Source organism: Halobacillus sp. Marseille-Q1614, assembly GCF_902809865.1.
In the GTDB taxonomy this organism is placed as follows: Bacteria; Bacillota; Bacilli; order Bacillales; family Halobacillaceae; genus Halobacillus_A.
On the sequence record NZ_CADDWH010000001.1, the window covers coordinates 503,413 to 527,068 of the forward strand.

Consider the following 23,656-nt stretch of genomic DNA (forward strand, 5'->3'; position numbering starts at 1 on the left):
GAGCTTATGGTCAGTAAGAATATCAGCATAAGAGGTGCTAGGGCTCACAATCTTAAAAATATAAATATCGATATCCCTAAAAATAAACTCGTAGTAATGACAGGGCTTTCCGGATCGGGGAAATCCTCTTTAGCCTTCGATACGATCTATGCGGAAGGTCAGAGGAGGTATGTAGAATCACTCAGTGCCTACGCGAGACAATTTCTCGGGCAGATGGATAAGCCGGATGTTGATTCCATTGAAGGCTTGTCACCGGCCATTTCCATTGATCAGAAGACGACAAGTAAAAACCCTCGGTCTACGGTAGGTACGGTAACGGAGATCTACGATTATCTTCGTCTCTTGTATGCCCGGGTTGGACGTCCAACATGTCCAAATCACGGCATTGAAATTTCTTCTCAGACTGTGCAGCAAATGGTGGATCAGCTAATGGAACACACTGAGCGTACCAAAATGCAAATTCTTGCTCCTGTTGTCTCCGGAAGAAAAGGAGAGCATGTAAAGGTATTTGAACAGCTCCAGAAAGAAGGTTATATACGCCTCAGAGTTGATGGTGAAATGCGTGAAATTTCCGAGGAAATAAAATTAGAAAAGAATAAGAAGCACTCAATTGAAGTGGTCGTCGACCGTATTGTTATAAAAGATGGAGTAGAAGGTCGTCTGTCAGATTCGATTGAGACCGCTTTAAGCTTAGGTGGCGGGCACCTTACCGTCGATGTTATCGATGGAGAAGAGCTCGTATTCAGTGAACATCACGCCTGCCCTATCTGTGGTTTTTCTGTAAGTGAGCTTGAACCACGCATGTTTTCTTTTAACAGTCCATACGGCGCATGCAGCCGCTGTGATGGCCTTGGGACACAGCTTGAAGTTGATTTAGACCTTGTCATTCCTGATTGGAATAAGTCGTTAAACGACCATGCGATTGCTGCTTGGGAACCTACCAGCTCCCAATACTATCCGCAGCTGCTTCAAAGCGTCGCCAAACATTATAAGATTGATTTGAGAAAGCCTGTTAAAAAACTGCCGAAGGATAAAATGGACAAAATTCTCTATGGAAGCGGCAATGAAAAAATCCATTTCCGTTATGAAAACGATTTTGGAAAAGTCCGTGAGAGCGAGATTTACTACGAAGGGGTCATCCCTAATATTTCAAGGCGTTACCGGGAGACGAGCTCTGATTATATTAGAGAACAGATGGAAAAATATATGGCACAAAAACCTTGTCCAAAGTGTAAAGGAAACCGTCTGAATGAAGAAGCGCTCGCTGTTCTTATCGGAGGTAAACATATCGGGGAGACGACCGAGTATTCTGTTGTCGAAGCTAAAAACTTTTTCGAAGGTCTTGAACTGACTGAAAAAGAAGAGACCATTGCCCGCATGATTTTAAAGGAAATCTGCGAGCGGCTCAGCTTCCTGGCCAACGTCGGACTGGATTATCTGACTTTATCGCGTTCAGCGGGTACACTCTCCGGCGGCGAAGCTCAGCGGATCCGCCTGGCGACCCAGATCGGCTCTGCCTTAACAGGAGTGCTGTATGTACTCGATGAGCCATCGATCGGTCTTCACCAGAGAGACAATGACCGTTTAATTAATACTCTTAAACGGATGAGAGACTTGGATAATACACTAATCGTAGTCGAACATGATGAAGATACGATGCTGGCTGCGGATTATTTAATTGATATCGGACCGGGAGCGGGCGCTCACGGCGGTGAGATCGTCACCCAAGGAACACCTAAGCAGGTGATGAGAAGCAGCAAGTCTTTGACAGGGCAGTACTTGTCCGGTAAGAAATTCATTCCGCTTCCAGCAGAGCGCAGAAAAGCGGATGGCAGGTATATTACTATTAAACAAGCTGAAGAGAATAACTTGAAGAAAGTCAATGCGAAGATCCCGCTTGGTGTTCTTACAGCCGTTACAGGAGTTTCCGGATCTGGGAAAAGTACTTTAATTAACGATATTTTATATAAGACGCTGTCGATGCGTCTGCATAATGGAAAACAAAAACCTGGCAAGCATAAAGAAATCGACGGCATTGATCAGCTTGAAAAAGTAATAGACATCGACCAGTCTCCAATTGGACGGACGCCACGATCCAACCCGGCCACTTACACCGGGGTCTTTGATGACATCCGTGATGTTTTCGCCCAGACGAGTGAGGCAAAAATACGCGGCTATAAAAAAGGCCGTTTCAGCTTTAACGTGAAAGGCGGACGGTGTGAAGCCTGCCGCGGAGACGGGATTATTAAGATTGAAATGCACTTCCTGCCGGACGTTTATGTGCCTTGTGAAGTCTGTAATGGAAAAAGATACAATAGGGAAACGCTCGAAGTGAAATATAAAGGAAAAAATATTTCTGACGTACTTGGTATGACGATTGAAGAAGCGTTAGAGTTTTTCTCGAATATTCCGAAGATTAAGCGTAAAATTCAAACAGTAGCTGATGTTGGATTAGGCTATGTAAAACTTGGCCAGCCTGCGACAACACTGTCTGGCGGGGAAGCACAACGTGTGAAATTAGCAAGTGAGCTCCACCGCCGTTCCACAGGAAAGTCCTTTTATATTCTTGATGAGCCGACGACAGGGCTGCACGTAGATGATATTTCGAGGTTATTAACGGTTCTGCAGCGTCTCGTTGACAATGGGGATACGGTACTCATTATTGAACACAGCCTTGATGTTATTAAAGAAGCCGATCATATTATTGACCTTGGACCAGAAGGCGGAGAAAAAGGCGGCCAGATTATTGCTACAGGGACGCCGGAAAAAGTAGCCAAAGACAGTAAATCCTATACAGGGAAATACTTGAAGCCGATACTAGAAAGAGATAAAAAGCGTATGGAAGAACGTCTGCGCTCGAAAGAAAAAGTATCGAGCAAGTAGATGCTTTGACGCCTTCGGGAGAATTGAGTATCGTTAAACTAGAGTTGTTTAACGGGAGGAATGCAGGAAATGAAACCAATCGAACAATATAAAGTGCAGGCTGCAATCGATCAGTTTGCCGATAAAGATGTATATATTCATTTAGAAACAACGAATGGAGCCTACGCCAGTCATTTTGATGAGAGTGCCTATAATGTAGGTGCTTTTATCCGAAATGCACGCGTAAACTATCAACATGGAAAGCTGGTAAGTACCGGCGGTTCTTATCGAGTCGGGCTCAAGCTTGACCTTGGCTGGGTGTACGCTGAAGGGGTCAGCGATTATGAAATTGATGAGCAGGGGCGACTGTTGATGGCGGGTCATGACCGGGAAGGACGCTTAATGGTAGCTCTTGAGATTAGTGAGAATCCATTCACTCATGAGGCGGAAGCTGATGAGTAATAAGCACGTTCTTGTTATTTTTCCGCATCCAGATGATGAATCCTTTGGGGCTTCAGGGGTCATCAGCAAATTCAGAGCTGAAGGCGTTCCGGTTACTTACTTATGCGGAACACTGGGTGAAATGGGACGCAATATGGGTAACCCCGTGTTTGCCAATAGAGAAACACTATCCACATTTCGCAAAAAAGAGCTTGCTGAAGCGGCTCGTCAGCTCGATATTGATGTTGAGCTGCTCGGCTATAGGGACAAAACGCTCGAATTTGAACCTGTTGATGAACTGGCGGAAGACTTGAAGGAAAGAATTCAAGCTCACAAAGCGGCTGTCGTCATCACACATTACCCAGGTTTCGCTGTCCACCCGGATCATGATGCCCTGGCAGCTGCCGTCGTCAAAGCTGTAGAAAAAATGAAACCGGGCGAGCGTCCGGAAGTATGGATGCACGCGATCAGTAATGACCATGAAGAAAAACTTGGAGAACCTGATCTCGTCTTTGATATTGCACCTTACTGGGACCGGAAGGAAGCTGCGATCCGCGCCCACCTGTCCCAAGCTGACGGGATGATGCAGCTGATTGAAAATCACGATCAGCGAAATGAACAGCTTCAAAAGTTAAAACAGGAAAAATTTTATCGATGGACATTCTCTACAACATGATTCAAAGACACCTTGCAGAAATCCGCTTCTTCAAGGTGTCTTTTTTCTAGTTTGTTTAGAGTGTTAAAAGGGAAAAAGATAAGGTGAAGGAGAGATGCGTGATGACTGAAGAAAGAATGAAAATACTTAAAATGATTGAGCAGGGAACGATTACTGCTGAAGAAGGAGCCCAGCTGTTAAAAGCGATTGAAACTCAAGATTACGATACAAAATCATCAGAGAAAAAGTACGGTTTTAGAGATTTTGTAGAAGAAGCTGTAGAAAAAATTAAAAATGCAGATTTTGATTTGTCTTTTGGAGAATCTGTGGAATTTCAATATGATTTAAAATCAGACCCCGTACCATTTCATGACATGGATGTATCGATTGCTAATGGTTCCCTCCATTTGGAACCATGGATTGAGGACTACGCGAAAGCTGAGTGCCGTGTGAAGGTCTATCAAGCGGCTGACGAGCAGGAGGCAAAAGAGCAGTTTTTAGCCGATGGGGAGTTCGAAATAACAGAGGGAATTCTTCGTTTGGCAAATCCTTCGAAAAAAATTAAAACGTTCGTTAAGCTCTACCTTCCTAAGAAGCGTTATGAATTTATTAAACTGAAGCTTTCCAATGGAGCGATTACTTCTAACCATGTAAAAGCGGCCCATTTCCAATTAAAAACGTCCAATGGGTCTCTGCGCATAAAAGATTCTCAGGGAGAGACGTGCAAGCTGGAAACAGGGAACGGATCCATTACCGTCTCTGAAAGTGAGTTTGATACTTGCCAGGCTGATACAATTAATGGCTCTGTTAAGCTCGATGGGCAATTTGGCAAGACTGATGTCTCTGCAGTTGCAGGAGGCATTACGGTCTACAACTATGGAGAACGTGCACATACGGGCTTCTTTAAAACGACTACCGGTCAAATTACGGTATTGCTTCCAGAGAATAAGCGGATTGACGGTACGTTAAAATCGAGCGTTGGCAGTTTAAACTGCAGCCTTGATAATTATAAGATTTTAAAGAACAAGAAAGAAATTATGAACAAAGAGTTCGTTTTTGAGGCACGCGAAGAATTAGCGGATGTCTATCATTTAGAAGCAGAAACGAAGACAGGATCTGTAACGATCAAAGACGCTGTCTTATAAAGCGGGGGATTGGTTTTGAAAAACTGGTTATTGCACATTTTGGTAAATGCGATAGCAATATTTATCGTCGGGTTTGCTTTTAAAACGGTTGAAATCGATGGATTCCTGGCTGCGATCTTGGCGGCCTTTATCCTATCAATCTTAAATGCGATCGTAAGGCCGATTTTGGTTTTATTAACGCTGCCGATAACGATAGTAACACTTGGGTTATTCTTATTGGTAGTGAACGCTGTAACATTAGCGATTACTGACGGGCTGTTAGGAAGCCTGTTTGAAATCGACGGTTTTGGCATGACGATCTTAGCCGCTCTCGTCATTTCGCTGATTAATCTCGTATTAAATCGTCTGATCAAAGAATAATAAGGTGAGAGGCAGTCCTGCCGGCTTGTAAGCCGGCAGGATTTTTTTGCCCAAGCGATGATAAAAAATGTGCTACAATAAGGGACAGTGAGTGACGATTATAAGGAGGCACATCTATGAGTAAAGTTCGTACAGAAGATTTGCTGGAACGCTTTGAGCTTGAACTGGTAGCTGGTAAAGACGGCATCCACCGTGAAATACATATGAGTGATATTTCCCGGCCAGGAGTCGAGATGACCGGGTATTTTAAGTTTTATCCAAAAGACAGGCTGCAGCTGTTAGGGAAAACGGAGCTTTCGTACTTTAATGAACTGACCCATGAACAAAGAAAGCACCGCGCTGAGCAGCTTTGTACAGATATTACCCCGGGTATAGTCATCACGCGGGGAATGGATATTCCTGAGGAGCTTGCAGTAGCAGCGCGTGAAGCAGCCGTTCCGCTTATGAGATCACCGTATAAAACGACGCGTGTAATCAGCCGGCTGACGAATTATTTAGAATCTAAGTTCGCACCGTTTACTGCAATTCACGGTGTACTTGTTGATATTTACGGCATCGGTGTTTTAATTACCGGACAAAGTGGAGTAGGTAAAAGTGAAACTGCACTTGAGCTGGTCAAACGCGGGCATCGTTTAGTGGCTGATGACAGTGTGGAAATACGCCAGGAAGATTACGATACATTGATTGGAAACAGTCCGCCACTGATTGAGCACCTTTTAGAAATCCGCGGTCTGGGGATTATTAACGTTATGACCTTGTTTGGAGCAGGAGCGGTCCGAAGCTATAAACGAATTACGCTTGTAATTAATCTCGAAATCTGGGATAAAACCAAGCAGTATGACCGTCTTGGCTTAGAAGAAGAAACGATGAAAATAATGGATGCTGAAATTCCAAAAGCAACGATTCCTGTACGTCCAGGCCGTAACTTGGCTGTCATAATCGAAGTAGCGGCGATGAATTTCCGCTTAAAACGTATGGGAGTAAACGCAGCAGAAGAGTTCTCTGAGCGTTTAACTAAAGTAATTGATGAAGACCATAGCGAAGAGTAAGGGAGAGAAAGGCTTTGTCTTGTACACCAGAAGAACTTGACCGGGTGCTGGTCCATCTTGGTCCTTTATCGATTTACTGGTATGGGGTCATTATCGCAACAGGTGCCTTCTTAGGACTTTTGATTGCGACAAGGGAGACGGAACGCCTCGGTTTAAAAAAGGATTATTTTGTTGATATCGTAGTTTATGCGATTCCGATTGCCATTTTAAGCGCACGTATCTATTACGTTATTTTTGAATGGGATCGTTACGTGGGTGAACCATGGTGGAAAGTGTTTGCCGTATGGGAAGGCGGAATAGCCATTCACGGGGCATTAATAGGTTCATTTTTAACAGCTTTTATTTATACAAAGGTAAAAGGGTTGTCCTTCTGGATGATTGCAGATATTGGGGCACCGAGTATTATCTTAGGCCAGGCCATTGGCCGCTGGGGAAACTTCATGAATCAGGAGGCCCATGGCGGACCTGTCTCTGAATCTTTTTACAATAACTATATGCAGTATCTGCCTAACTTCATTAATCAGCAGATGTGTATTGATGGAACACTCTATCATCCGACTTTTTTATATGAATCTCTTTGGAACATCCTCGGGTTTATCTTATTGTTAGTGCTGCGTTATAAAGTAAATCCGCGCCGCGGTGAGATTTTCCTAAGCTACTTGATTTGGTATTCGGCGGGAAGGTTCTTTGTAGAAGGACTTCGTACCGACAGCCTTTACCTGTTTGGTGAAATTAGAACGGCCCAGTTTATTTCCATCCTGTTGATAGTTGGAGCGATTATTGTCATGATCTATCGCCGAAAAGCAGGACTTGCTGACAAACACTATAACGGCAAGAAAGCAAAATAGGGAGAGACTAAAGATGAAATCAATTTTAAGAGAAGGATGTAAAAAAGGTCTTCAGCTGACGTGGACATTAGGTAAGGTCATATTCCCGGTCACACTTATCGTTACGATCCTTCAATTCACCCCTGTTTTACCTTGGATCATTAAGCAGCTGACACCTGTGATGAGTGTACTGGGGCTGTCCGGGGATGCTGCTGTCCCACTCGTGATCGGGAACTTTCTTAACTTATACGCGGGCATTGCAGCGATTATATCGTTTGAGTTTTCGGTAAAAGAAGTGTTTATTCTTGCCGTTATGCTGTCGTTTTCCCATAACTTGATTATTGAATCGGCTGTAGCTAAAAAGGTTGGAATCAGCTGGTCGTTTGTGATCAGCATCCGTTTAGCATTAGCTATTGGTTCGGCTATACTGATTAACTTAACCTGGGATGGCGGACAAGAGCAGGCAAAGTATGGCCTTGCTCCCGAACGTCAGGCTGTGCCTGATGGTTGGATGGAGATCATTCTCCAAGGGCTGCAGACGGCTGTTATGGGGATCATCCAGCTTGCACTCATCGTCATTCCGCTTATGATCGTCATGCAGTATTTGCGGGAGAGAGGCTGGCTAGACAGACTGTCCGACTGGCTCGCACCAGCTGCTAAATTTCTAGGAATGGAACGCAATACGTCGATGACGCTGGCGGCCGGACTGACGATCGGCCTTGCTTATGGAGCGGGGCTTATGATTCAGGCTGTCGAAGAAGACGGGGTCTCTAAGAAAGATATGTTTCTAGCTATGATTTTTCTCGTCTCCTGTCACGCCGTGGTGGAAGATACGTTAATCTTCATTCCATTAGGCATACCTGTGTGGCCGCTGTTAATCATTCGGCTGATAACGGCTATTGTCCTTACAGCTGCCGTAGGGTATGTGTGGAATAAGCTTGAAAGAGAGAGAAGGAGAGATTTAAGCCATGAGTATTAATACAATTTTATTTGATCTGGACGGAACGTTAATCGATACGAATGAGCTGATTATCGCTTCTTTTACCCATACTTTGCAAACACATGCTGACCGCCCTTATTCGAGGGAAGAGATTATTCAGTTTATTGGTGAACCTTTAAGAGACAGCCTTGCTTCTGTCAATGAGGAAAGCGTGGAGGAAATGATTGCAACTTACCGGGAACACAACATTGCTCATCACGATCAATACGTAAAGGCTTATGACGGTGTGCTGGAATCGATTCGCACGTTAAAGAGACAAAACTATCAGCTTGGTATAGTCACAACAAAAATGCGACAGACTGTAGAGATAGGACTAAATATGACAGAACTTGACAGCTTGTTTGATACTGTCGTCACTCTTGATGATGTCGTTCATGCCAAACCTCATCCTGAACCTGTCATGAAGGCGTTAAACACTTTAGATGCCTCAGCCGCCCAAACGATTATGGTAGGCGATAACACGCACGATATTGAAGCTGGAAAAAATGCAGGTACAAAAACAGCGGGAGTCGCATGGACAGTAAAAGGGCGGGAAGTTTTGGATGAACTGCGTCCTGATTACATGCTGACGAATATGAGAGAGCTACTTGAAATCACAGGAGGGTAAAAAAATGCGCCGTACACAACGCTATCCGGTTAAAGGAGCCAACTCCCTCTGGCATATCTACAAAACCGTCCCTTTTCTTAAAGTGATGAAGAATTTTATCGTGATTCAAACGGCGAGGTACACTCCATTTTTAAATGTGAAAAATGGGCTGTACCGTCGTTTTTTAAAAATGAAGGTAGGAGAAGAAACGTCTTTTGCTCTTATGGTCATGGTCGATATTATGTTTCCTGAAAAAATCTCAGTAGGCCGTAATTCTGTGGTTGGCTATAATACGACGATTTTAGCTCATGAGTATTTGATTAACGAGTATCGGCTGGGAGATGTGGAAATCGGTGATGAAGTGTTGATAGGAGCAAATACTACCATACTTCCAGGAGTTAAAATTGGCAGTAGAGCTGTCGTATCCGCCGGAACCTTAGTACATAAAGATGTGCCTGCCGGATCATTTGTTGGTGGGAATCCCATGCAGCTTATTTATACAAAAGAACAAATGGAACAACGAATGAGCAGCGAAAAGGAGAAGAAAGATGGAGTTTAAGCAGACAGTTTTACCAGCAGTGAAAAATATGAAAGACTTCGAAATGCTCTTGGAAATGAATACGGAATACATTATCATTTTAGAAAGCAGGCTGGGCATGCTGCCAAAAGTCGTAAAAGCAGCACAGAAAGCCGGAAAAAAAATCTGGGTACACGTCGATTTAATCCAGGGACTAAAAGCTGATGACTACGGGATGGAGTTTTTAGGAAGAGTGATTAAGCCGGATGGTGTCATTACTACCCGTTCCCATGTCATTCAGCTTGCGAAGAAATATAAGCTGATCTCTGTTCAGCGGCTGTTTCTAATTGACAGCCAGGCCGTCGAACATAACGCAAGGATTATCGAAAAAGTTAAGCCGGATTTTGTAGAAGTTTTACCGGGCATTATTCCGGGAATGATAAAAGAGATGAAAGATCGATTAGGAGTGCCGGTCATTGCAGGGGGATTGATTCGAACTGAGGAAGAAGCGGCCGAAGCCATTAAATCGGGAGCTTCAGCAATCTCTACTTCACGTGCAGAACTTTGGAGGTTTTAAGCGAAACGAAATCTACATAATTTGATCGTGATCGTTCACAAGATCCCGCACAATGAAGGCAGCTTTTTGTACAGCTGCTTTGCCTGTGCTTTTTTTATTGCTCATTTTCCTAATCGGAAAGGGAAGGTGCTTATGACAGAATTCATGGGAGAGCTCATTGGGACAATGATTCTCATTATATTAGGAGGCGGTGTAATTGCGGGTGCAAACCTTAAAGGTACAAAAGCGGAAGGAAATTGGGTTTTAATTACCGTTGCCTGGGGTCTTGCTGTCGCCATGGGCGTGTATGCGGTTGGAAATGTCACCGGAGCGCATATAAACCCAGCGGTAACTCTTGGTTTAGCTGCCGTTGGTGACTTTGCCTGGGCTAAAGTTCCTTCCTACATTCTCGCTCAAATGATAGGAGCCTTTATAGGAGCTGTTATTGTATTCTTTCATTACCTGCCGCACTGGGAAAGAACAGATGATCCGATGGCTAAGCTGTCGATATTTTCAACTGACCCGGCAATCTACAGCCCGGTTTCCAATTTAGTCAGTGAGATTATCGGGACTTTTGTTCTCGTGATGGGAATATTATTTATTGGAGCTAATGAATTTACCGAAGGTCTTAACCCGCTTATTGTAGGGCTTCTTATTGTAGCTATTGGTATGTCTCTTGGAGCCACTACTGGGTACGCGATTAATCCGGCCAGGGATCTTGGGCCGCGGATTGCTCATGCGATTCTGCCGATTCCCGGCAAAGGCGGGTCCAATTGGAGATACGCCTGGATTCCTGTAGCGGGGCCTGTAATTGGAGGTATTTATGGCGGATTATTTTTCGAAACTGTCTTTGAAGGTTCGCCCAATATATGGTTCTGGCTGCTTTCAGCCGTTATTATTGCTATATTATTTTCGTCCATGAAAATCGAACTTAATAAAAAGCAGCAAGCCCATACTTAAAAGGAGGAGAAATCATGGAAACTTACATTTTATCAATTGACCAGGGAACAACAAGTTCCCGGGCTATTTTATTTGATCATAACGGAGCGATCGTTGAAACTGCTCAAAAAGAATTTGAACAATATTTTCCTAAACCAGGCTGGGTAGAACATGATCCTAATGAAATTTGGACATCTGTACTTAGCTGTATTTCAAATGTTTTAATCCGGGCTGATGTAGAAGCAGAACAAATTGCCGGTATAGGAATTACGAACCAGCGGGAGACCACTGTAGTCTGGGACCGAAATACGGGAAAGCCGATTCATAAAGCTGTCGTCTGGCAGTCCAGACAGACTCAAGGCATTTGTGACGAATTACGGGCCCAGGGGTTTAACGATACCTTCCGTGAGAAAACAGGACTGCTGCTCGATCCTTATTTCTCCGGAACAAAAGTGAAATGGATCCTTGATAATGTTGAAGGAGCCCGTGAAAAAGCGGAGAACGGCGACCTTATGTTTGGTACGATCGATACTTGGCTTGTTTATAAAATGTCGGGAAAGAATGAACATGTGACAGACTATTCGAATGCTTCCCGCACATTAATGTACAATATTCATGATTTAAAATGGGATGACGAGTTATTGGATATTCTTGGTGTTCCAAAGAGTATGCTGCCAGAAGTCAAACCATCTTCTGAAGTCTATGGTCATACCGTTGATTACCATTTCTTCGGCAGCGAAGTGCCTATCGCTGGAATCGCTGGCGACCAGCAGGCCGCTCTGTTCGGCCAGGCGTGCTTTGAAAAAGGAATGGGTAAAAACACTTACGGCACAGGCGGTTTTATGCTGATGAATACAGGAGATGAGGCTGTGAAATCCGATAATGGCCTGCTTACGACTTTAGCATGGGGCGTCAATGGAAAAGTAGAATACGCGCTTGAAGGAAGTATTTTCGTTTCCGGCTCAGCGATTCAATGGCTTAGGGACGGATTGAAAATGATGGAGGATTCCTCCCAAAGCGAAAGTATTGCAGGAGAAGTAGACACGACAGAGGGAGTGTATGTAGTTCCTGCTTTTGTCGGATTAGGAACTCCTTATTGGGACAGCGAAGCCCGAGGTGCCGTTTTCGGACTGACTCGTGGAACGAAAAAATCTCATTTTGTGAGAGCTACCCTTGAATCGTTAGCCTATCAGACGAAAGATGTAGTCGATACGATGGTTCAGGATTCGGGCATCGAACTAAAGAAATTACGCGTTGACGGCGGGGCTGTTAAAAATGACCTGCTCATGCAGTTCCAAAGCGACCTTCTTCAATCCTCAGTAGAACGTCCAAAAGTTAATGAAACGACAGCTCTTGGTGCCGCCTATCTTGCGGGCTTAGCTGTTGGGTATTGGAACGATTGTACAGAGATTGCGAAACAGTGGAAAATGGAGAAGCAGTTCGATCCTCAAATGGACGAAGAGAAAATTAATGAGCTATACAAAGGATGGCAGAAAGCTGTTGAGGCCACTAGAGTTTTTAAAGCATAGGCTCATAGAAAGCAAGTGATAGTTATGGGCAAAATCTAGAGCCTTAGAGTAGACTTTTTAACGAAGGTTTGATAGAATATAATCAAGTTAATAGTAATTAGGTCGGAGATGCGGAGAGACCACGAGGCTCTACAGTAAATGCTGTAGGTGCTTTCGTGGTCTCTTTTTTTAGGTTTAAAAGAAGAGTGCTCAATCATACACATATTCCTCCCCGGTTTAGGGAATAAAGGTTAACAGACGACCTAATGAAACCGAGAGATATACAAAAGGAGAGATTTACATGAAGACTTTTTCTAACTATGATCGTCAGGAAAAATTTAAAGAACTGTATCAGGTCGAATGGGATGTACTGGTCGTTGGAGGAGGAATCACTGGAGCAGGAATCGCTCTGGATGCGGCCAGCCGAGGAATGAAAACGGCCGTAGTTGAAATGCAGGACTATGCAGCAGGTACGTCAAGCCGCTCCACGAAGCTTGTACACGGCGGACTTCGATATTTAAAACAGTTTGAAATAAAAATGGTAGCAGAAGTTGGGAAAGAACGCGAAATTGTTTATGAAAACGGCCCGCACGTAACGACCCCTGAATGGATGATGCTTCCTTTCCATGAAGGCGGTAATTTTGGTCCCTATTCTACCAGCCTCGGCCTGCGCGTTTATGACTATTTAGCGGGTGTTAAGAAGGCAGAGCGCCGCGTTATGCTTAAACCAGATGAAACGACAGAACGTGAGCCGTTAGTTAAGAAAGATGGGCTTAAAGGTGCCGGTTATTATGTTGAATATAAAACCGATGACGCGAGACTGACTCTTGAAGTGATGAAGAAAGCCGTCGAGTATGGTGCTGAGTCTGTAAACTACGCGAAGGTCGTTGACTTTATTTATGATATGCGCGGCAAGGTTGAAGGAGCCATCGTAGAAGACACAATCAGTGGAGAAACCTATCAGGTGAAGGCAAAACGAATCATTAATGCAGGAGGACCGTGGGTCGACGAGCTTCGTGAAATCGATGGTTCAAAAAAAGGAAAATCTCTTCACCTGACGAAAGGGGTACACCTCGTATTTGATCAGTCTGATTTCCCGCTGCAGCAGGCGATCTACTTCGATACACCAGATGGCCGAATGATTTTTGCCATTCCGCGTGATGGAAAAACGTATGTAGGGACAACGGACACGCCTTATGATGAGGAGATTGCTTTTCCAAAAGTAACGACTACGGACCGCGACTATATTTTAGATGCAATTCATATGATGTTCCCTGCTGTAAAGGTTGGGCCGCAAGATATTGAGTCAAGCTGGGCCGGCGTACGTCCTCTCATTCATGAGGATGGAAAAGACCCTTCAGAGATTTCACGAAAAGATGAAATCTTTGTTTCTGATTCCGGTTTAATTTCAATGGCTGGAGGAAAGCTGACCGGATACCGTAAAATGGCCGAAACAGCCATCAACCTTGTGAGAGATCAGATTGCAGAAGAATACGGCATCCGTTACTCTGATTCTGAAACGAAACGGATGCCGATCTCAGGCGGTGAGGTGAATGGATCGAAAGGATTCAAGGTATTTAAAGAAGAGCGCGTTAAAATTGGTGAATCCTTAGGTTTAACTGTTGAAAAAGCTGGTGCTCTTGTTGATCTTTATGGTGCTAATGTCGATACGCTCTATCAGCTGTATAAAGATCATAAAGAAGATGTTGCCGCTGCCGATATTGATCCACTCGTTTTCGCGCAGCTGCGACTGGCTCTCGATTTTGAAATGATCTTTAAACCTGTAGACTTCTTTGTTCGCCGCACCTCAGCCCTTTTCTTTAACATTCACTGGGTGCACGAGCACAAAGAACCGGTTATTGAATATATGGCGAAAGAACTAAAATGGACAGACAAACAAAAGCAGCAGTATACAGACGAACTAGATCTTTTACTGGATGAAGCGGTCAACCCTGTAAAAGCTGGATAACTAGAAAAGGACTCCTTCAATTTTGAAGGGGTCTTTTTTATGTTAGGGAATTTGCCCGCAAACCACATCAACCTTTAATAATCTGAAAAATAAAAGTATAATTTTGAAGTAAGGGGGGATTAAATGACTACAGTACAGCAGTTCATTCGGCAGGACGGCATTAGGCAGATCATCACAGGCAGCATACTTATTCTGATCATGGCGTTTTTTATTATCAGCCTGTTTTTTACAGGACAGGCAGGGTTATGGATCAGCGCTGTTTACAGTCTCGCTTTTGGTCTTGCGGGCCTCGCAATATTTAAAAGTGGCTGGGAAGATTATATGTCGGCTATGAACTATGAAGATTTTAAAGCGGATACTACATATGAGAAGATTTCCGTCTTTCCGCAGAGGATGTATATTGGGCACCGGCCTGCCTCAATTTTCCACGCGAATTTTTACGATATGGATGGAAAGAGTTACAGTGAAATTAAGCAGCATACGGTTCTTGACATAAAAGTATTTCGAGCTTTTGTTGCTTTCTTTTCGGGAGGCTCTCTGATGCCTGCGGCTTATAACATGTTTATAGGCGATGCTCATGTCTATACAATTGATAAAAAAGGCGGCTTTAAATGGCGCGGGTATGTTCATCAGCTGGACCGTGGCGTGGTAGCATATACCTCTCAAGAGCGAATATCAGGAAAGAGTATTTTCCGCTATATTGAAGGAGAACAATGCCGCTTTCAAGCTGAAGGCGATGCTTACATCGGCCACTTTGAAGTGAAAGATTATCAAGGCAAAGTGTGGGCAGTTGTAAAACGTGATGCGATTCCAAAAGAAGCAGCAGACCGCTTTTCTAAAATGCCAGGCTACTTAGTTGATTGGAAGATTCGCAAAGATATTCCTTATTCGCTGCTTGCTTTCTTGTTCTTAATGCAGACAAACACTAATGTTTAGCCTTTAGCCAACAAAAGCAAAGGAGAGAGGTCTGTGAACTTTTACAGGGAAGATGAAGATCTGTAGCAGATCCTGCGTCAGCACTTTGAAAGGACCTTTTTTAACTGGGCGGATGAGCAGCTGGATGCTTTTGGTCAGCTGTGTGCAGGAGATATCGACCGGCGGGCAGGTCATACGGACCGTGAAGGCCGTCCGAAACTCATAAAATATAATAAAATGGGCGAGGAAATTTCGGAGGTATGGGTCAACGAGGGATATCGTCAGACAGTGAAAGAAACCTATGAGAAGGGGATTGTCGGCTATGTACATAAACCCATCCCTGAGCTGGGCAGAAAAGGGAATTATGTCTACTCCTTTGCCCAGGGGTACTTATTGTCACAGGCAGAACCCGGGTTTTACTGCCCGGTTACATTATTATTTAATCAATCACTATGCGAGTGAGGAGTTAAAAGAGCAATACCTTCCTCATGTGCTTGCTACCGGAGATGTCGAACTTTATGAAGGGGCTACCTTTTTAACGGAACGGCAGGCAGGCTCGAATGTAGGGGCGAACGAAGTAAAAGCTGTTCAAGAAGATGATCGTTTTCGTATTTACGGAGAAAAATATTTTGCCAGTAATGCAGGGATGTGCGGAGTGGCTATGGTATTAGCTAGGATCGAAGGCTCGCCCCCGGGAACCAAAGGGTTAAGTTTATTTCTTGTGCCCTGGAGAAAAAATGATGGCAGCCTTAATGGAGTATCCATCCGACGGTTAAAGGATAAACTCGGAGTAAGAGCCGTTCCTTCAGCAGAAGTGGAAGTTAAAGGAGCCGACGCCTATTTAATAGGAGACGCTTCCCGCGGATTTTACTATATGATCGAAGCCTTGAACCTTTCGCGAATCTGCAATGCAGCTGCTTCAGAGGTATCATGAGAAGAGCTTATACTGAAGCCAAGGAGTATGCACTGTAAAGAAACCCATTTGGCCAGCGGCTGATTGATTTTCCAATGGTTCAGGATACACTTGTAAAAATGAGGGTAAAGCAGGAAGTCGAGACGGGTGCTGTCTTTGAAATGGCTAAGCTTTACGACAAAGTGGCAGCGGATAAAGCATCTCATGATGAAAAGATATTGTGCCGGCTTCTGATCGCCTTGTTGAAAAAAGAAACAGCCGAGCAGTCAATTCTTTTTGCGCGTGATGCGATTGAAATGCATGGCGGCAACGGGTATATAGAAGATTTTGTTACCCCAAGACTCCTAAGGGATGCACAGGTGCTTACTGTTTGGGAAGGAACAAGCAACATATTGGGGCTTGAAGTACTCCGCTTATTCCAAAAGTATGAGGCGCATCAGCTGTTCTTTAAAAATATAGAAGCACGGATTGAAAAAGTGGAAGGGATGCTGGGGTTAACTCATACAGTCAGGGAAAACATAAGAAACGTTAAAAAATGGATAGGACATGTTCTCAAGCTTCCTTATGATCTGCAGACTTTCCATTGTAAGACGATGGCCAAGATGCTTTGTGACCTATATGAAGGTGTATACGCGTTGACACGGGCTTATGAAAATACAAGGAAGCAAAAAACTGCCGAAGTTTTTATTTTTCAGTATTTAGAATCTGAGGAAGAACTCGAGAAACCTTTAACTCTTCAATATGCAGAAGAAGTTTTACAAGTATCTTTAAAGGTTAAGGGAAAAAGCTGAGGAGACAAAAAATCTCCCTGGCTTTTTTTATTGGGGAGGGAACGCGTTAAACGTTTGGTATGGGCAGGATTTTGTTATGATAGTAAAAAGAAGTAAAAGAAAACTGTAACGTTGACGCTTATTCTTCATCGTGTTAGCATATTAGCAGACTAAAGGATTTCGATGTACGGAAAGGACGGATGCTTAAATGGCGAAGCGGCTAATGTTTGAAAAACCACTTGGAATGCGCGACACACTTCCTTTTTTTTATAATCAGAAAGCAAAAGCGCGGGAGCGTTTGAAATCAGCGATTCTCTCTTATGGATATTCTTTTATGGATACACCATTTCTTGAGTATCATGAAACGATTGGGAAGGTCAGTGCGACTAAAGAGCAGCGTTTATTTAAATTGCTCGATCAGCAGGGGCATACACTCGTACTGCGTCCTGATATGACAGCACCGATTGCCAGGGTGGCTGCTTCGCAGCTGAAGGATACGGAGCTTCCGCTTCGACTGGCTTATGATGGACCAGTATTTCGGGCGCAGCAGACCGAAGGCGGGAAGCCGGCTCAATTTGAACAGGTAGGAACGGAATTAATTGGCGATCATTCTTCCTATGGAGATGCGGAAGTTATTGCTTTATTAGTCGAGTCCTTAAGACAGGCTGGATTGGACGATTTTGTTATAACGATCGGCCACATCGGTTACGTTAAAGCCTTCTTCAATGATGTTTTAGGACATGACGAAGAGACGAAAGACGTTCTGTTAGAACATTTATATAGAAAAAATTACGTAGGGTATCGGGAATCTGTAAAAGCGGCTATACTTGCGGGAGAGAAGAAGCAGGCTTTACTTTCACTGCTTGACCTCAGAGGAGGAGAAGAAGTCTTCGCCTCAAGTAAGTCGCTGGCTAGAAATCAGGTATGCATGCAGGCTGTCAATGAGTTGAAACAGCTGTACGCTTTACTGAAAAATTACGGAGTCGAAAAATATGTAAGCTTTGATTTAAATCTGATCAGCCACATGAATTACTATACCGGTATCTTGTTTGAAGGCTATGCCCCTCACTTAGGCTCATTGCTCTGTAATGGAGGACGCTATGACAAACTGCTGCCATCCTTTCAGCTAAACGCTTCAGCCACTGGGTTTGCCATCCATTTAGAACGGTTTATTGAGGCTTTAAATGGACGGAGAGATAATGACGAAAGAATTGGAGTGATTGTAGATCACGACAGTCATGGGCAAGGTGTGCAAAAAGCGGCTGATCTGCGTCAGAAGGGCTATCAGGTGCTCCTTCAGCATATTGATCAGATCCCGGATTACAAACAGTTCAGCAGCCAGCTGCGCGAGTGTATCGATTTAACCGGCAAAGGGGGAGAAGCGAATGAATAAACCTTTAACGATCGCGATGCCTAAAGGCAGGATTTATAAAGAAGCCGCTGCATTAATGAAGCAGGCGGGCTACCACCTGACGCCAAATGATGAAGATTCAAGAAAGCTCATCCTTGAATTTCCAGAACAGAACATCCAGATCATGATGGCAAAGCCGATGGATGTAGTGACATACGTGGAATACGGAACAGCCGATATCGGCATTGCAGGTAAAGACGTTCTGTTAGAACAGGATCGTGATGTTTACGAAGTTCTGGATTTGAAAATCAGCCCCTGCTACGTAGCTGTGGCCGGTCTGCCGGAGCAGCCGCTTAGCAAAATAGCTCCTAAAATCGCGACGAAATATCCAAAGATTGCTTCTGATTATTTTAGGGAGCAGGGAGAACAGATCGAAATTATTCCATTGAATGGATCGATTGAGCTGGCGCCGATTATTGGGTTAACAGACCGGATTGTCGATATTGTATCGACAGGGAGAACGCTCAAAGAAAACGGACTGGTTGAATATGAAAAGATCGCCGATATCACTTCAAGGCTGATCGTAAACCCTGTCAGCTACAGATTGAAAAGCCGTGAAATTGATGAAATGGTTCAGAAATTAAGTGAAGTGGTGGAGGTGGAAGCGACTTGAAAATCATCCAGAAGAACGACCTGACCTCTTTAAAAAGAAGTGTGGATCAGGGAACCGCGGAACAGAGAAACTCGGTCATTCAAATTATTCGTCAGGTAAAAGAAGCGGGCGATCAGGCGGTCCGCTCATTCACTGAGCAATTTGATGGAGTTTTAGTAGACGATTGGCGGGTCGGCTCAAAAGAAATAGAAGAAGCTTATAATTCCATTGACAAGGAATATGTGAAAACCATGGAGGAGGCAGCCGCTAACATTCGGTCTTTTCATGAGAAGCAGCAGACCAGCTCCTGGTTTGATACGGCTGCGAACGGAACGATCCTTGGGCAGCGAATTACACCTATTGATGCCGCCGGTGTATACGTGCCGGGAGGAACAGCGGCTTATCCTTCTTCCTTATTTATGAACGTTATTCCTGCTCAGGTAGCCGGTGTTCAAAGGATCGTCGTTGTAACACCGCCCGGAGAGGACGGAAAAATTTCTAATGGGACACTCGCCGCTGCAAAAATTCTTGGTGTAGAAGAAATCTATAAAGTCGGTGGAGCGCAGGCGATTGCAGCTTTAGCTTATGGTACAGAGACCCTTTCTCCTGTTGATAAAATTACCGGACCGGGCAATGTATTTGTTGCTTTGGCAAAACGGGAAGTATTCGGGGATGTCGATATTGATATGATCGCAGGACCGAGTGAGATTGCGGTTTTAGCTGACGAGTCTGCAAAAGCGAACGAAATAGCTGCAGACCTTTTATCACAAGCTGAGCATGATGCCCGTTCATCAAGTGTGTTGGTGACAACAAGCGAGCAGCTGGCTCAAGGAGTGTCAGAGGAAGTTCTGAAGCAGCTTGAAACCCTTCCGAGGACAGAAATTGCTTCAGCAAGTATTAAGGATTATGGAGCGATTATCCTTTGTAATTCCAAGGAAGAAGCAATTGCAGCTGTTAATGAAATAGCTGCTGAGCACTTAGAAATTATGACAGAAGAACCGTTTGAGGATATGGCAAAAATTAAGCATGCGGGAGCGATTTTTCTCGGTCCTTACAGCAGTGAGCCGGTAGGCGATTACTTTGCCGGTCCAAACCACGTGCTGCCAACGAGCGGAACAGCAAGGTTCTCAAGCCCGCTTAGTGTTGATGATTTCCTTAAAAAATCGAGCATCATTTCTTATAGCCGTCAGGCCTTAAACGAGAACGTTGATAAAATTGCCCAATTCGCCCGATTAGAAGGATTAGAAGGGCATGCAAGAGCTGTAGAATCACGGAAGGAGCGCTGGAAATGAGTGACCGTCACGCGGCCGTGAGCCGTAAAACAAGAGAAACAGATATCAACCTTGAATTTACTATAGATGGAGAAGGAAAGTCAGAGCTTGAAGTACAAGTTCCTTTCATGTCCCATATGCTGGAGCTTTTCACTAAGCACGGTCTGTTCAATTTGAAAGTCGTTGGCCGCGGGGATGTAGAAGTCGATGATCACCACTTAACAGAAGACTTAGGAATTGTTTTAGGACAGGCTTTACGCGAAGCTCTTGGTGATAAATACGGCATTAAAAGATACGGTTCGATGACGCTTCCCATGGATGAGACCCTCGTGACGGTAGCTGTGGATTTAAGTGATCGTCCGCACCTTGAATGGCATGCCGATTTGCCAAAAGACCGTGTAGGAACCTTTGATACGGAAAATGTGCATGAATTTTTTTGGAAGCTGGCAGCGGAGGCACGGATGAATTTACATATCGTGCTTCACCACGGCCACAACACCCACCACATTATTGAAGCGATGTTTAAAGCATTAGCGCGCGCCCTGGATGAAGCAACAATGGTAGATCCGAGAATTAAAGGGGTACCAAGCACGAAAGGAAGCTTATAATGATTGGAATTATAGATTATGGAATGGGAAATCTTTTTAGCGTATCCAAAGCTTTGGAAAGAATGGATATTCCCTATGTGATTGGCGAACGACCGGATCAGCTGCAGGATTGCGAAGGCTATATCCTGCCGGGTGTCGGAGCTTTTCCAGACGCGATGAAAGCTCTTAAAGAACATGGATTTATAGATTTTATAAAAGAAAAAGTAGATCAGGGTGTCCCTTTATATGGCATCTGTTTAGGAATGCAGCTTCTCTTTGAAGAAAGTGAAGAAGGCGGTCTGACGAAAGGACTTGGTTTATTTCCAGGGCGTATCGTCCGATTTCCTGGAAAAGATGAAGCGGAAGAAAGCTATAAAGTTCCCCACATGGGATGGAACAAACTGCAGCTTCATCAGCCGGATCAGTCACTTCTTGAGAATGTAGGAGAAGAGTATGTCTACTTTGTCCACTCTTATGTCGTTTCAACTGAAGATGAGGACATTTTATATGCGAGCGCCGACTATCATGGAAAAGTGCCTGCGATCGTAGGCAGAGATAACTTGGTAGCCAGTCAGTTTCACCCGGAAAAAAGCGGGCGGGCTGGCGTTCAATTATTAGAGAATTTTTGTAAACGAATGGTCAAACAGTGAGGAGCTTGTAAATGACTTTTACGATTTTTCCTGCAATAGATATGCGTAATGGACAGTGTGTACGATTGGAACAGGGAGATTTTAATAAGCAAACCGTGTATGGGGACAATCCTTTTGAAGTAGCTAAAGGGTTTGCAGAAGCCGGGGCTTCCTGGATTCATATGGTTGATTTAGATGGAGCAAAAGAAGGCTCGAAGCAAAACGCGGAACACGTAGTAAAAGTTGCCCGTGAATTAGATGTGAAAGTACAAATTGGCGGCGGTCTCCGCTCTGAAGTCGATGTTGAATATTACTTAAGCCGGGGAGTGGACCGGGTGATTATCGGATCGCTTGCTGTCAGGGACCTTCCTCTTACCAAACTTTTGTTGGAAAAATACGGCGGGCAGATCGTCATTGGACTTGATGCCCGCGACGGTTATGTAGCTACGGAAGGATGGCTTGAGAAATCAGAAGTCCAGGCGGTTGATCTTGGAAAAGAGCTGGCTGAAGCTGGTGCGCAGACGTTTGTTTATACTGACATTGCTAAAGACGGGATGCTCCAAGGCCCGAACACGAAAGAAATCGTGCGCCTGGGAGAACAAACCGGAGTAGATGTCATCGCCTCAGGAGGGATCAAAGGCTTGGAAGACCTGCAGGAATTAAAGAAATACCAGGAACAGTCTGTGATCGGCTCAATTGTTGGAAAAGCTTTATACACCAACAAGTTCTCTCTTTCTGAAGCACTGAAAGAGGAGGTTCGCTAAATGCTTTCTAAACGAATAATTCCCTGTCTTGATGTGAAGGAAGGACGAGTAGTAAAGGGCATTCAGTTTGTAGATATCCGTGATGCCGGCGATCCGGTTGAGCTGGCGAAAGTTTATGACGAGCAGGGAGCAGATGAACTCGTCTTTCTTGATATTTCAGCGACCCATGAAGGAAAGAAAACGATGATTGAGGTCGTTCGCGCGGTCGCTTCTGAACTGGCGATCCCATTTACGGTCGGGGGCGGCATCCGTACACTTGAAGATATGAAGGAAACATTAAGAAACGGTGCCGATAAAGTTTCGCTGAATTCAGCGGCCGTCAAACGCCCAGAGTTAATTAGGGAAGGGGCCGATTACTTCGGAGCCCAATGTATCGTGGTAGCGATTGATGCAAGGTATGATGAAGAAGCCGGAACTTGGAGAGTGTATACTCACGGAGGACGCACACCAACAGAATGGCTGGTAACAGACTGGGCACAGGAAGCGGTCCGCCTTGGTGCCGGTGAGATTTTATTAACGTCGATGAACCAGGATGGTGAAAAGACCGGTTTTGATCTTCCTCTGCTTCAGGCTGTGCAGGATGTCGTCACTGTTCCTGTAATTGCCTCAGGAGGCGCTGGTTCTGCGGAACACTTTTACGAAGTGTTTGAACAGGTAAATGCTGATGCTGCGCTTGCGGCTTCAATCTTTCACTATAAAGAAACATCTATCCAAAGCGTCAAAAATTATTTAGAGAAAAAAGGAGTCGTTGTACGATGAACATCGAAGAAATTAAGTTTGATGAAAAAGGGTTAGTGCCGGCAATCGTACAGGATGCGCGCTCTAAATCAGTATTAACTCTTGCTTATATGAATAAAGAATCATTAAAGATGACACTTGAGAAAAAAGAAACGGTTTTTTACAGCCGCTCCCGCCAGGAGCTTTGGCATAAAGGAGAAACTTCAGGCAACACGCAGAAAGTAGAAAGTATTTCCTATGACTGTGACCAGGATGCCCTGCTCATCCAGGCAGTGCCATCAGGGCCTGCGTGTCATAAAGGAGATTACAGCTGCTTTAGTGAATCACTGCTCGAAGGTACGAATCAAAAAGAAGCGCCATATGCTATTTTAGATCAGTTGAAACAGGTGCTCGCTGAACGTAAATCTACGCTTCCGGAGGGTTCGTACACTTCCCAGCTTTTTCAGGAGGGTGTTGACCGCATTGCTAAGAAGATCGGGGAAGAAGCAGGAGAAGTAATCATAGCAGCCAAAAATGATGATAAAGAAGAATTAGCCATGGAGTCTGCCGACTTGCTGTTCCACTTACTACTGTTATTAACTGATCGCGGTGTAAGTTTAGACGACGTCCTATCTGTATTGGAAGATCGCCATCAATAGATTTACAGGTGAAT

23 protein-coding genes and 1 pseudogene are annotated in these 23,656 nt (G+C 44.4%); all 24 read left to right on the plus strand.

Annotated elements, in window-relative coordinates; all coding sequences use genetic code 11:
* Positions 1 to 6: 6 nt before the first annotated feature.
* Positions 7 to 2,883: an excinuclease ABC subunit UvrA gene (uvrA, locus tag HUS26_RS02390; protein ID WP_173915639.1), complete on the plus strand. Its 2,877-nt coding sequence runs from the start codon at positions 7 to 9 to the stop codon at positions 2,881 to 2,883.
* 69 nt (positions 2,884 to 2,952) lie between these two features.
* Positions 2,953 to 3,324: a YojF family protein gene (locus tag HUS26_RS02395; protein WP_173915640.1), complete on the plus strand. Its 372-nt coding sequence runs from the start codon at positions 2,953 to 2,955 to the stop codon at positions 3,322 to 3,324.
* Positions 3,317 to 3,979, plus strand: coding sequence for a bacillithiol biosynthesis deacetylase BshB2 (bshB2, locus tag HUS26_RS02400; RefSeq protein ID WP_173915641.1), 663 nt, complete (start codon positions 3,317 to 3,319; stop codon positions 3,977 to 3,979). Before HUS26_RS02395 ends, bshB2 begins: the two co-directional genes overlap by 8 nt.
* A 101-nt stretch (positions 3,980 to 4,080) precedes the next feature.
* Positions 4,081 to 5,103, plus strand: coding sequence for a DUF4097 family beta strand repeat-containing protein (locus tag HUS26_RS02405; RefSeq protein ID WP_173915642.1), 1,023 nt, complete (start codon positions 4,081 to 4,083; stop codon positions 5,101 to 5,103).
* Between the two features lie 15 nt (positions 5,104 to 5,118).
* Positions 5,119 to 5,463, plus strand: a complete 345-nt coding sequence (locus HUS26_RS02410; RefSeq protein ID WP_173915643.1) for a phage holin family protein — start codon at positions 5,119 to 5,121, stop codon at positions 5,461 to 5,463.
* A 116-nt stretch (positions 5,464 to 5,579) separates the two neighbouring features.
* Positions 5,580 to 6,512 carry an HPr(Ser) kinase/phosphatase gene (gene hprK, locus HUS26_RS02415; protein WP_173915644.1) on the plus strand — a complete coding sequence of 311 codons (933 nt, stop codon included), beginning with the start codon at positions 5,580 to 5,582 and terminating at the stop codon, positions 6,510 to 6,512.
* Positions 6,513 to 6,526: 14 nt separating this feature from the next.
* Complete coding sequence (gene lgt / locus HUS26_RS02420) at positions 6,527 to 7,360, plus strand: prolipoprotein diacylglyceryl transferase (protein WP_173915645.1); 834 nt, start codon at positions 6,527 to 6,529, stop codon at positions 7,358 to 7,360.
* Between the two features lie 13 nt (positions 7,361 to 7,373).
* Entirely contained in the window at positions 7,374 to 8,318 is a 945-nt protein-coding gene (locus HUS26_RS02425) for a nucleoside recognition domain-containing protein (RefSeq protein WP_173915646.1), read from the plus strand.
* The gene (ppaX, locus tag HUS26_RS02430; protein WP_173915647.1) at positions 8,308 to 8,946 is read left to right on the plus strand and encodes a pyrophosphatase PpaX; all 639 of its coding nucleotides are present in this window, start codon (positions 8,308 to 8,310) and stop codon (positions 8,944 to 8,946) included. The genes HUS26_RS02425 and ppaX overlap by 11 nt, the downstream gene beginning before the upstream one ends.
* A 4-nt stretch (positions 8,947 to 8,950) precedes the next feature.
* Positions 8,951 to 9,484 carry a DapH/DapD/GlmU-related protein gene (locus HUS26_RS02435; RefSeq protein WP_173915648.1) on the plus strand — a complete coding sequence of 178 codons (534 nt, stop codon included), beginning with the start codon at positions 8,951 to 8,953 and terminating at the stop codon, positions 9,482 to 9,484.
* Entirely contained in the window at positions 9,474 to 10,019 is a 546-nt protein-coding gene (locus HUS26_RS02440) for a glycerol-3-phosphate responsive antiterminator (protein ID WP_173915649.1), read from the plus strand. Before HUS26_RS02435 ends, HUS26_RS02440 begins: the two co-directional genes overlap by 11 nt.
* Before the next feature lie 132 nt (positions 10,020 to 10,151).
* Positions 10,152 to 10,958 (plus strand): MIP/aquaporin family protein, encoded by an 807-nt coding sequence (locus HUS26_RS02445; protein WP_173915650.1) that lies wholly within the window; start codon positions 10,152 to 10,154, stop codon positions 10,956 to 10,958.
* 14 nt (positions 10,959 to 10,972) lie between these two features.
* Positions 10,973 to 12,466, plus strand: coding sequence for a glycerol kinase GlpK (gene glpK / locus HUS26_RS02450; RefSeq protein WP_173915651.1), 1,494 nt, complete (start codon positions 10,973 to 10,975; stop codon positions 12,464 to 12,466).
* Between the two features lie 280 nt (positions 12,467 to 12,746).
* Entirely contained in the window at positions 12,747 to 14,414 is a 1,668-nt protein-coding gene (locus HUS26_RS02455) for a glycerol-3-phosphate dehydrogenase/oxidase (protein WP_173915652.1), read from the plus strand.
* 123 nt (positions 14,415 to 14,537) lie between these two features.
* Entirely contained in the window at positions 14,538 to 15,350 is an 813-nt protein-coding gene (locus tag HUS26_RS02460; protein ID WP_173915653.1) for a hypothetical protein, read from the plus strand.
* A 69-nt stretch (positions 15,351 to 15,419) separates the two neighbouring features.
* Positions 15,420 to 17,033, plus strand: a pseudogene (locus HUS26_RS02465) (acyl-CoA dehydrogenase family protein).
* Positions 17,034 to 17,220: 187 nt separating this feature from the next.
* Positions 17,221 to 18,405 carry an ATP phosphoribosyltransferase regulatory subunit gene (locus tag HUS26_RS02470; protein WP_173915654.1) on the plus strand — a complete coding sequence of 395 codons (1,185 nt, stop codon included), beginning with the start codon at positions 17,221 to 17,223 and terminating at the stop codon, positions 18,403 to 18,405.
* The gene (gene hisG / locus HUS26_RS02475; RefSeq protein WP_173915655.1) at positions 18,398 to 19,036 is read left to right on the plus strand and encodes an ATP phosphoribosyltransferase; all 639 of its coding nucleotides are present in this window, start codon (positions 18,398 to 18,400) and stop codon (positions 19,034 to 19,036) included. Before HUS26_RS02470 ends, hisG begins: the two co-directional genes overlap by 8 nt.
* A complete protein-coding gene (gene hisD, locus HUS26_RS02480; protein ID WP_173915656.1) occupies positions 19,033 to 20,307 on the plus strand; it encodes a histidinol dehydrogenase in 1,275 nt (424 codons plus the stop codon). The genes hisG and hisD overlap by 4 nt, the downstream gene beginning before the upstream one ends.
* Complete coding sequence (gene hisB, locus HUS26_RS02485) at positions 20,304 to 20,894, plus strand: imidazoleglycerol-phosphate dehydratase HisB (protein ID WP_173915657.1); 591 nt, start codon at positions 20,304 to 20,306, stop codon at positions 20,892 to 20,894. Before hisD ends, hisB begins: the two co-directional genes overlap by 4 nt.
* Positions 20,894 to 21,523, plus strand: coding sequence for an imidazole glycerol phosphate synthase subunit HisH (gene hisH, locus HUS26_RS02490; protein ID WP_173915658.1), 630 nt, complete (start codon positions 20,894 to 20,896; stop codon positions 21,521 to 21,523). Before hisB ends, hisH begins: the two co-directional genes overlap by 1 nt.
* Positions 21,524 to 21,534: 11 nt before the next feature.
* Complete coding sequence (hisA, locus tag HUS26_RS02495; protein WP_173915659.1) at positions 21,535 to 22,266, plus strand: 1-(5-phosphoribosyl)-5-[(5-phosphoribosylamino)methylideneamino]imidazole-4-carboxamide isomerase; 732 nt, start codon at positions 21,535 to 21,537, stop codon at positions 22,264 to 22,266.
* On the plus strand, positions 22,267 to 23,025 hold the full coding sequence (gene hisF / locus HUS26_RS02500) for an imidazole glycerol phosphate synthase subunit HisF (RefSeq protein ID WP_173915660.1): 759 nt from the start codon (positions 22,267 to 22,269) through the stop codon (positions 23,023 to 23,025). It abuts the gene before it with no gap.
* Complete coding sequence (hisIE, locus tag HUS26_RS02505; RefSeq protein WP_173915661.1) at positions 23,022 to 23,642, plus strand: bifunctional phosphoribosyl-AMP cyclohydrolase/phosphoribosyl-ATP diphosphatase HisIE; 621 nt, start codon at positions 23,022 to 23,024, stop codon at positions 23,640 to 23,642. Before hisF ends, hisIE begins: the two co-directional genes overlap by 4 nt.
* Positions 23,643 to 23,656 lie beyond the last annotated feature (14 nt).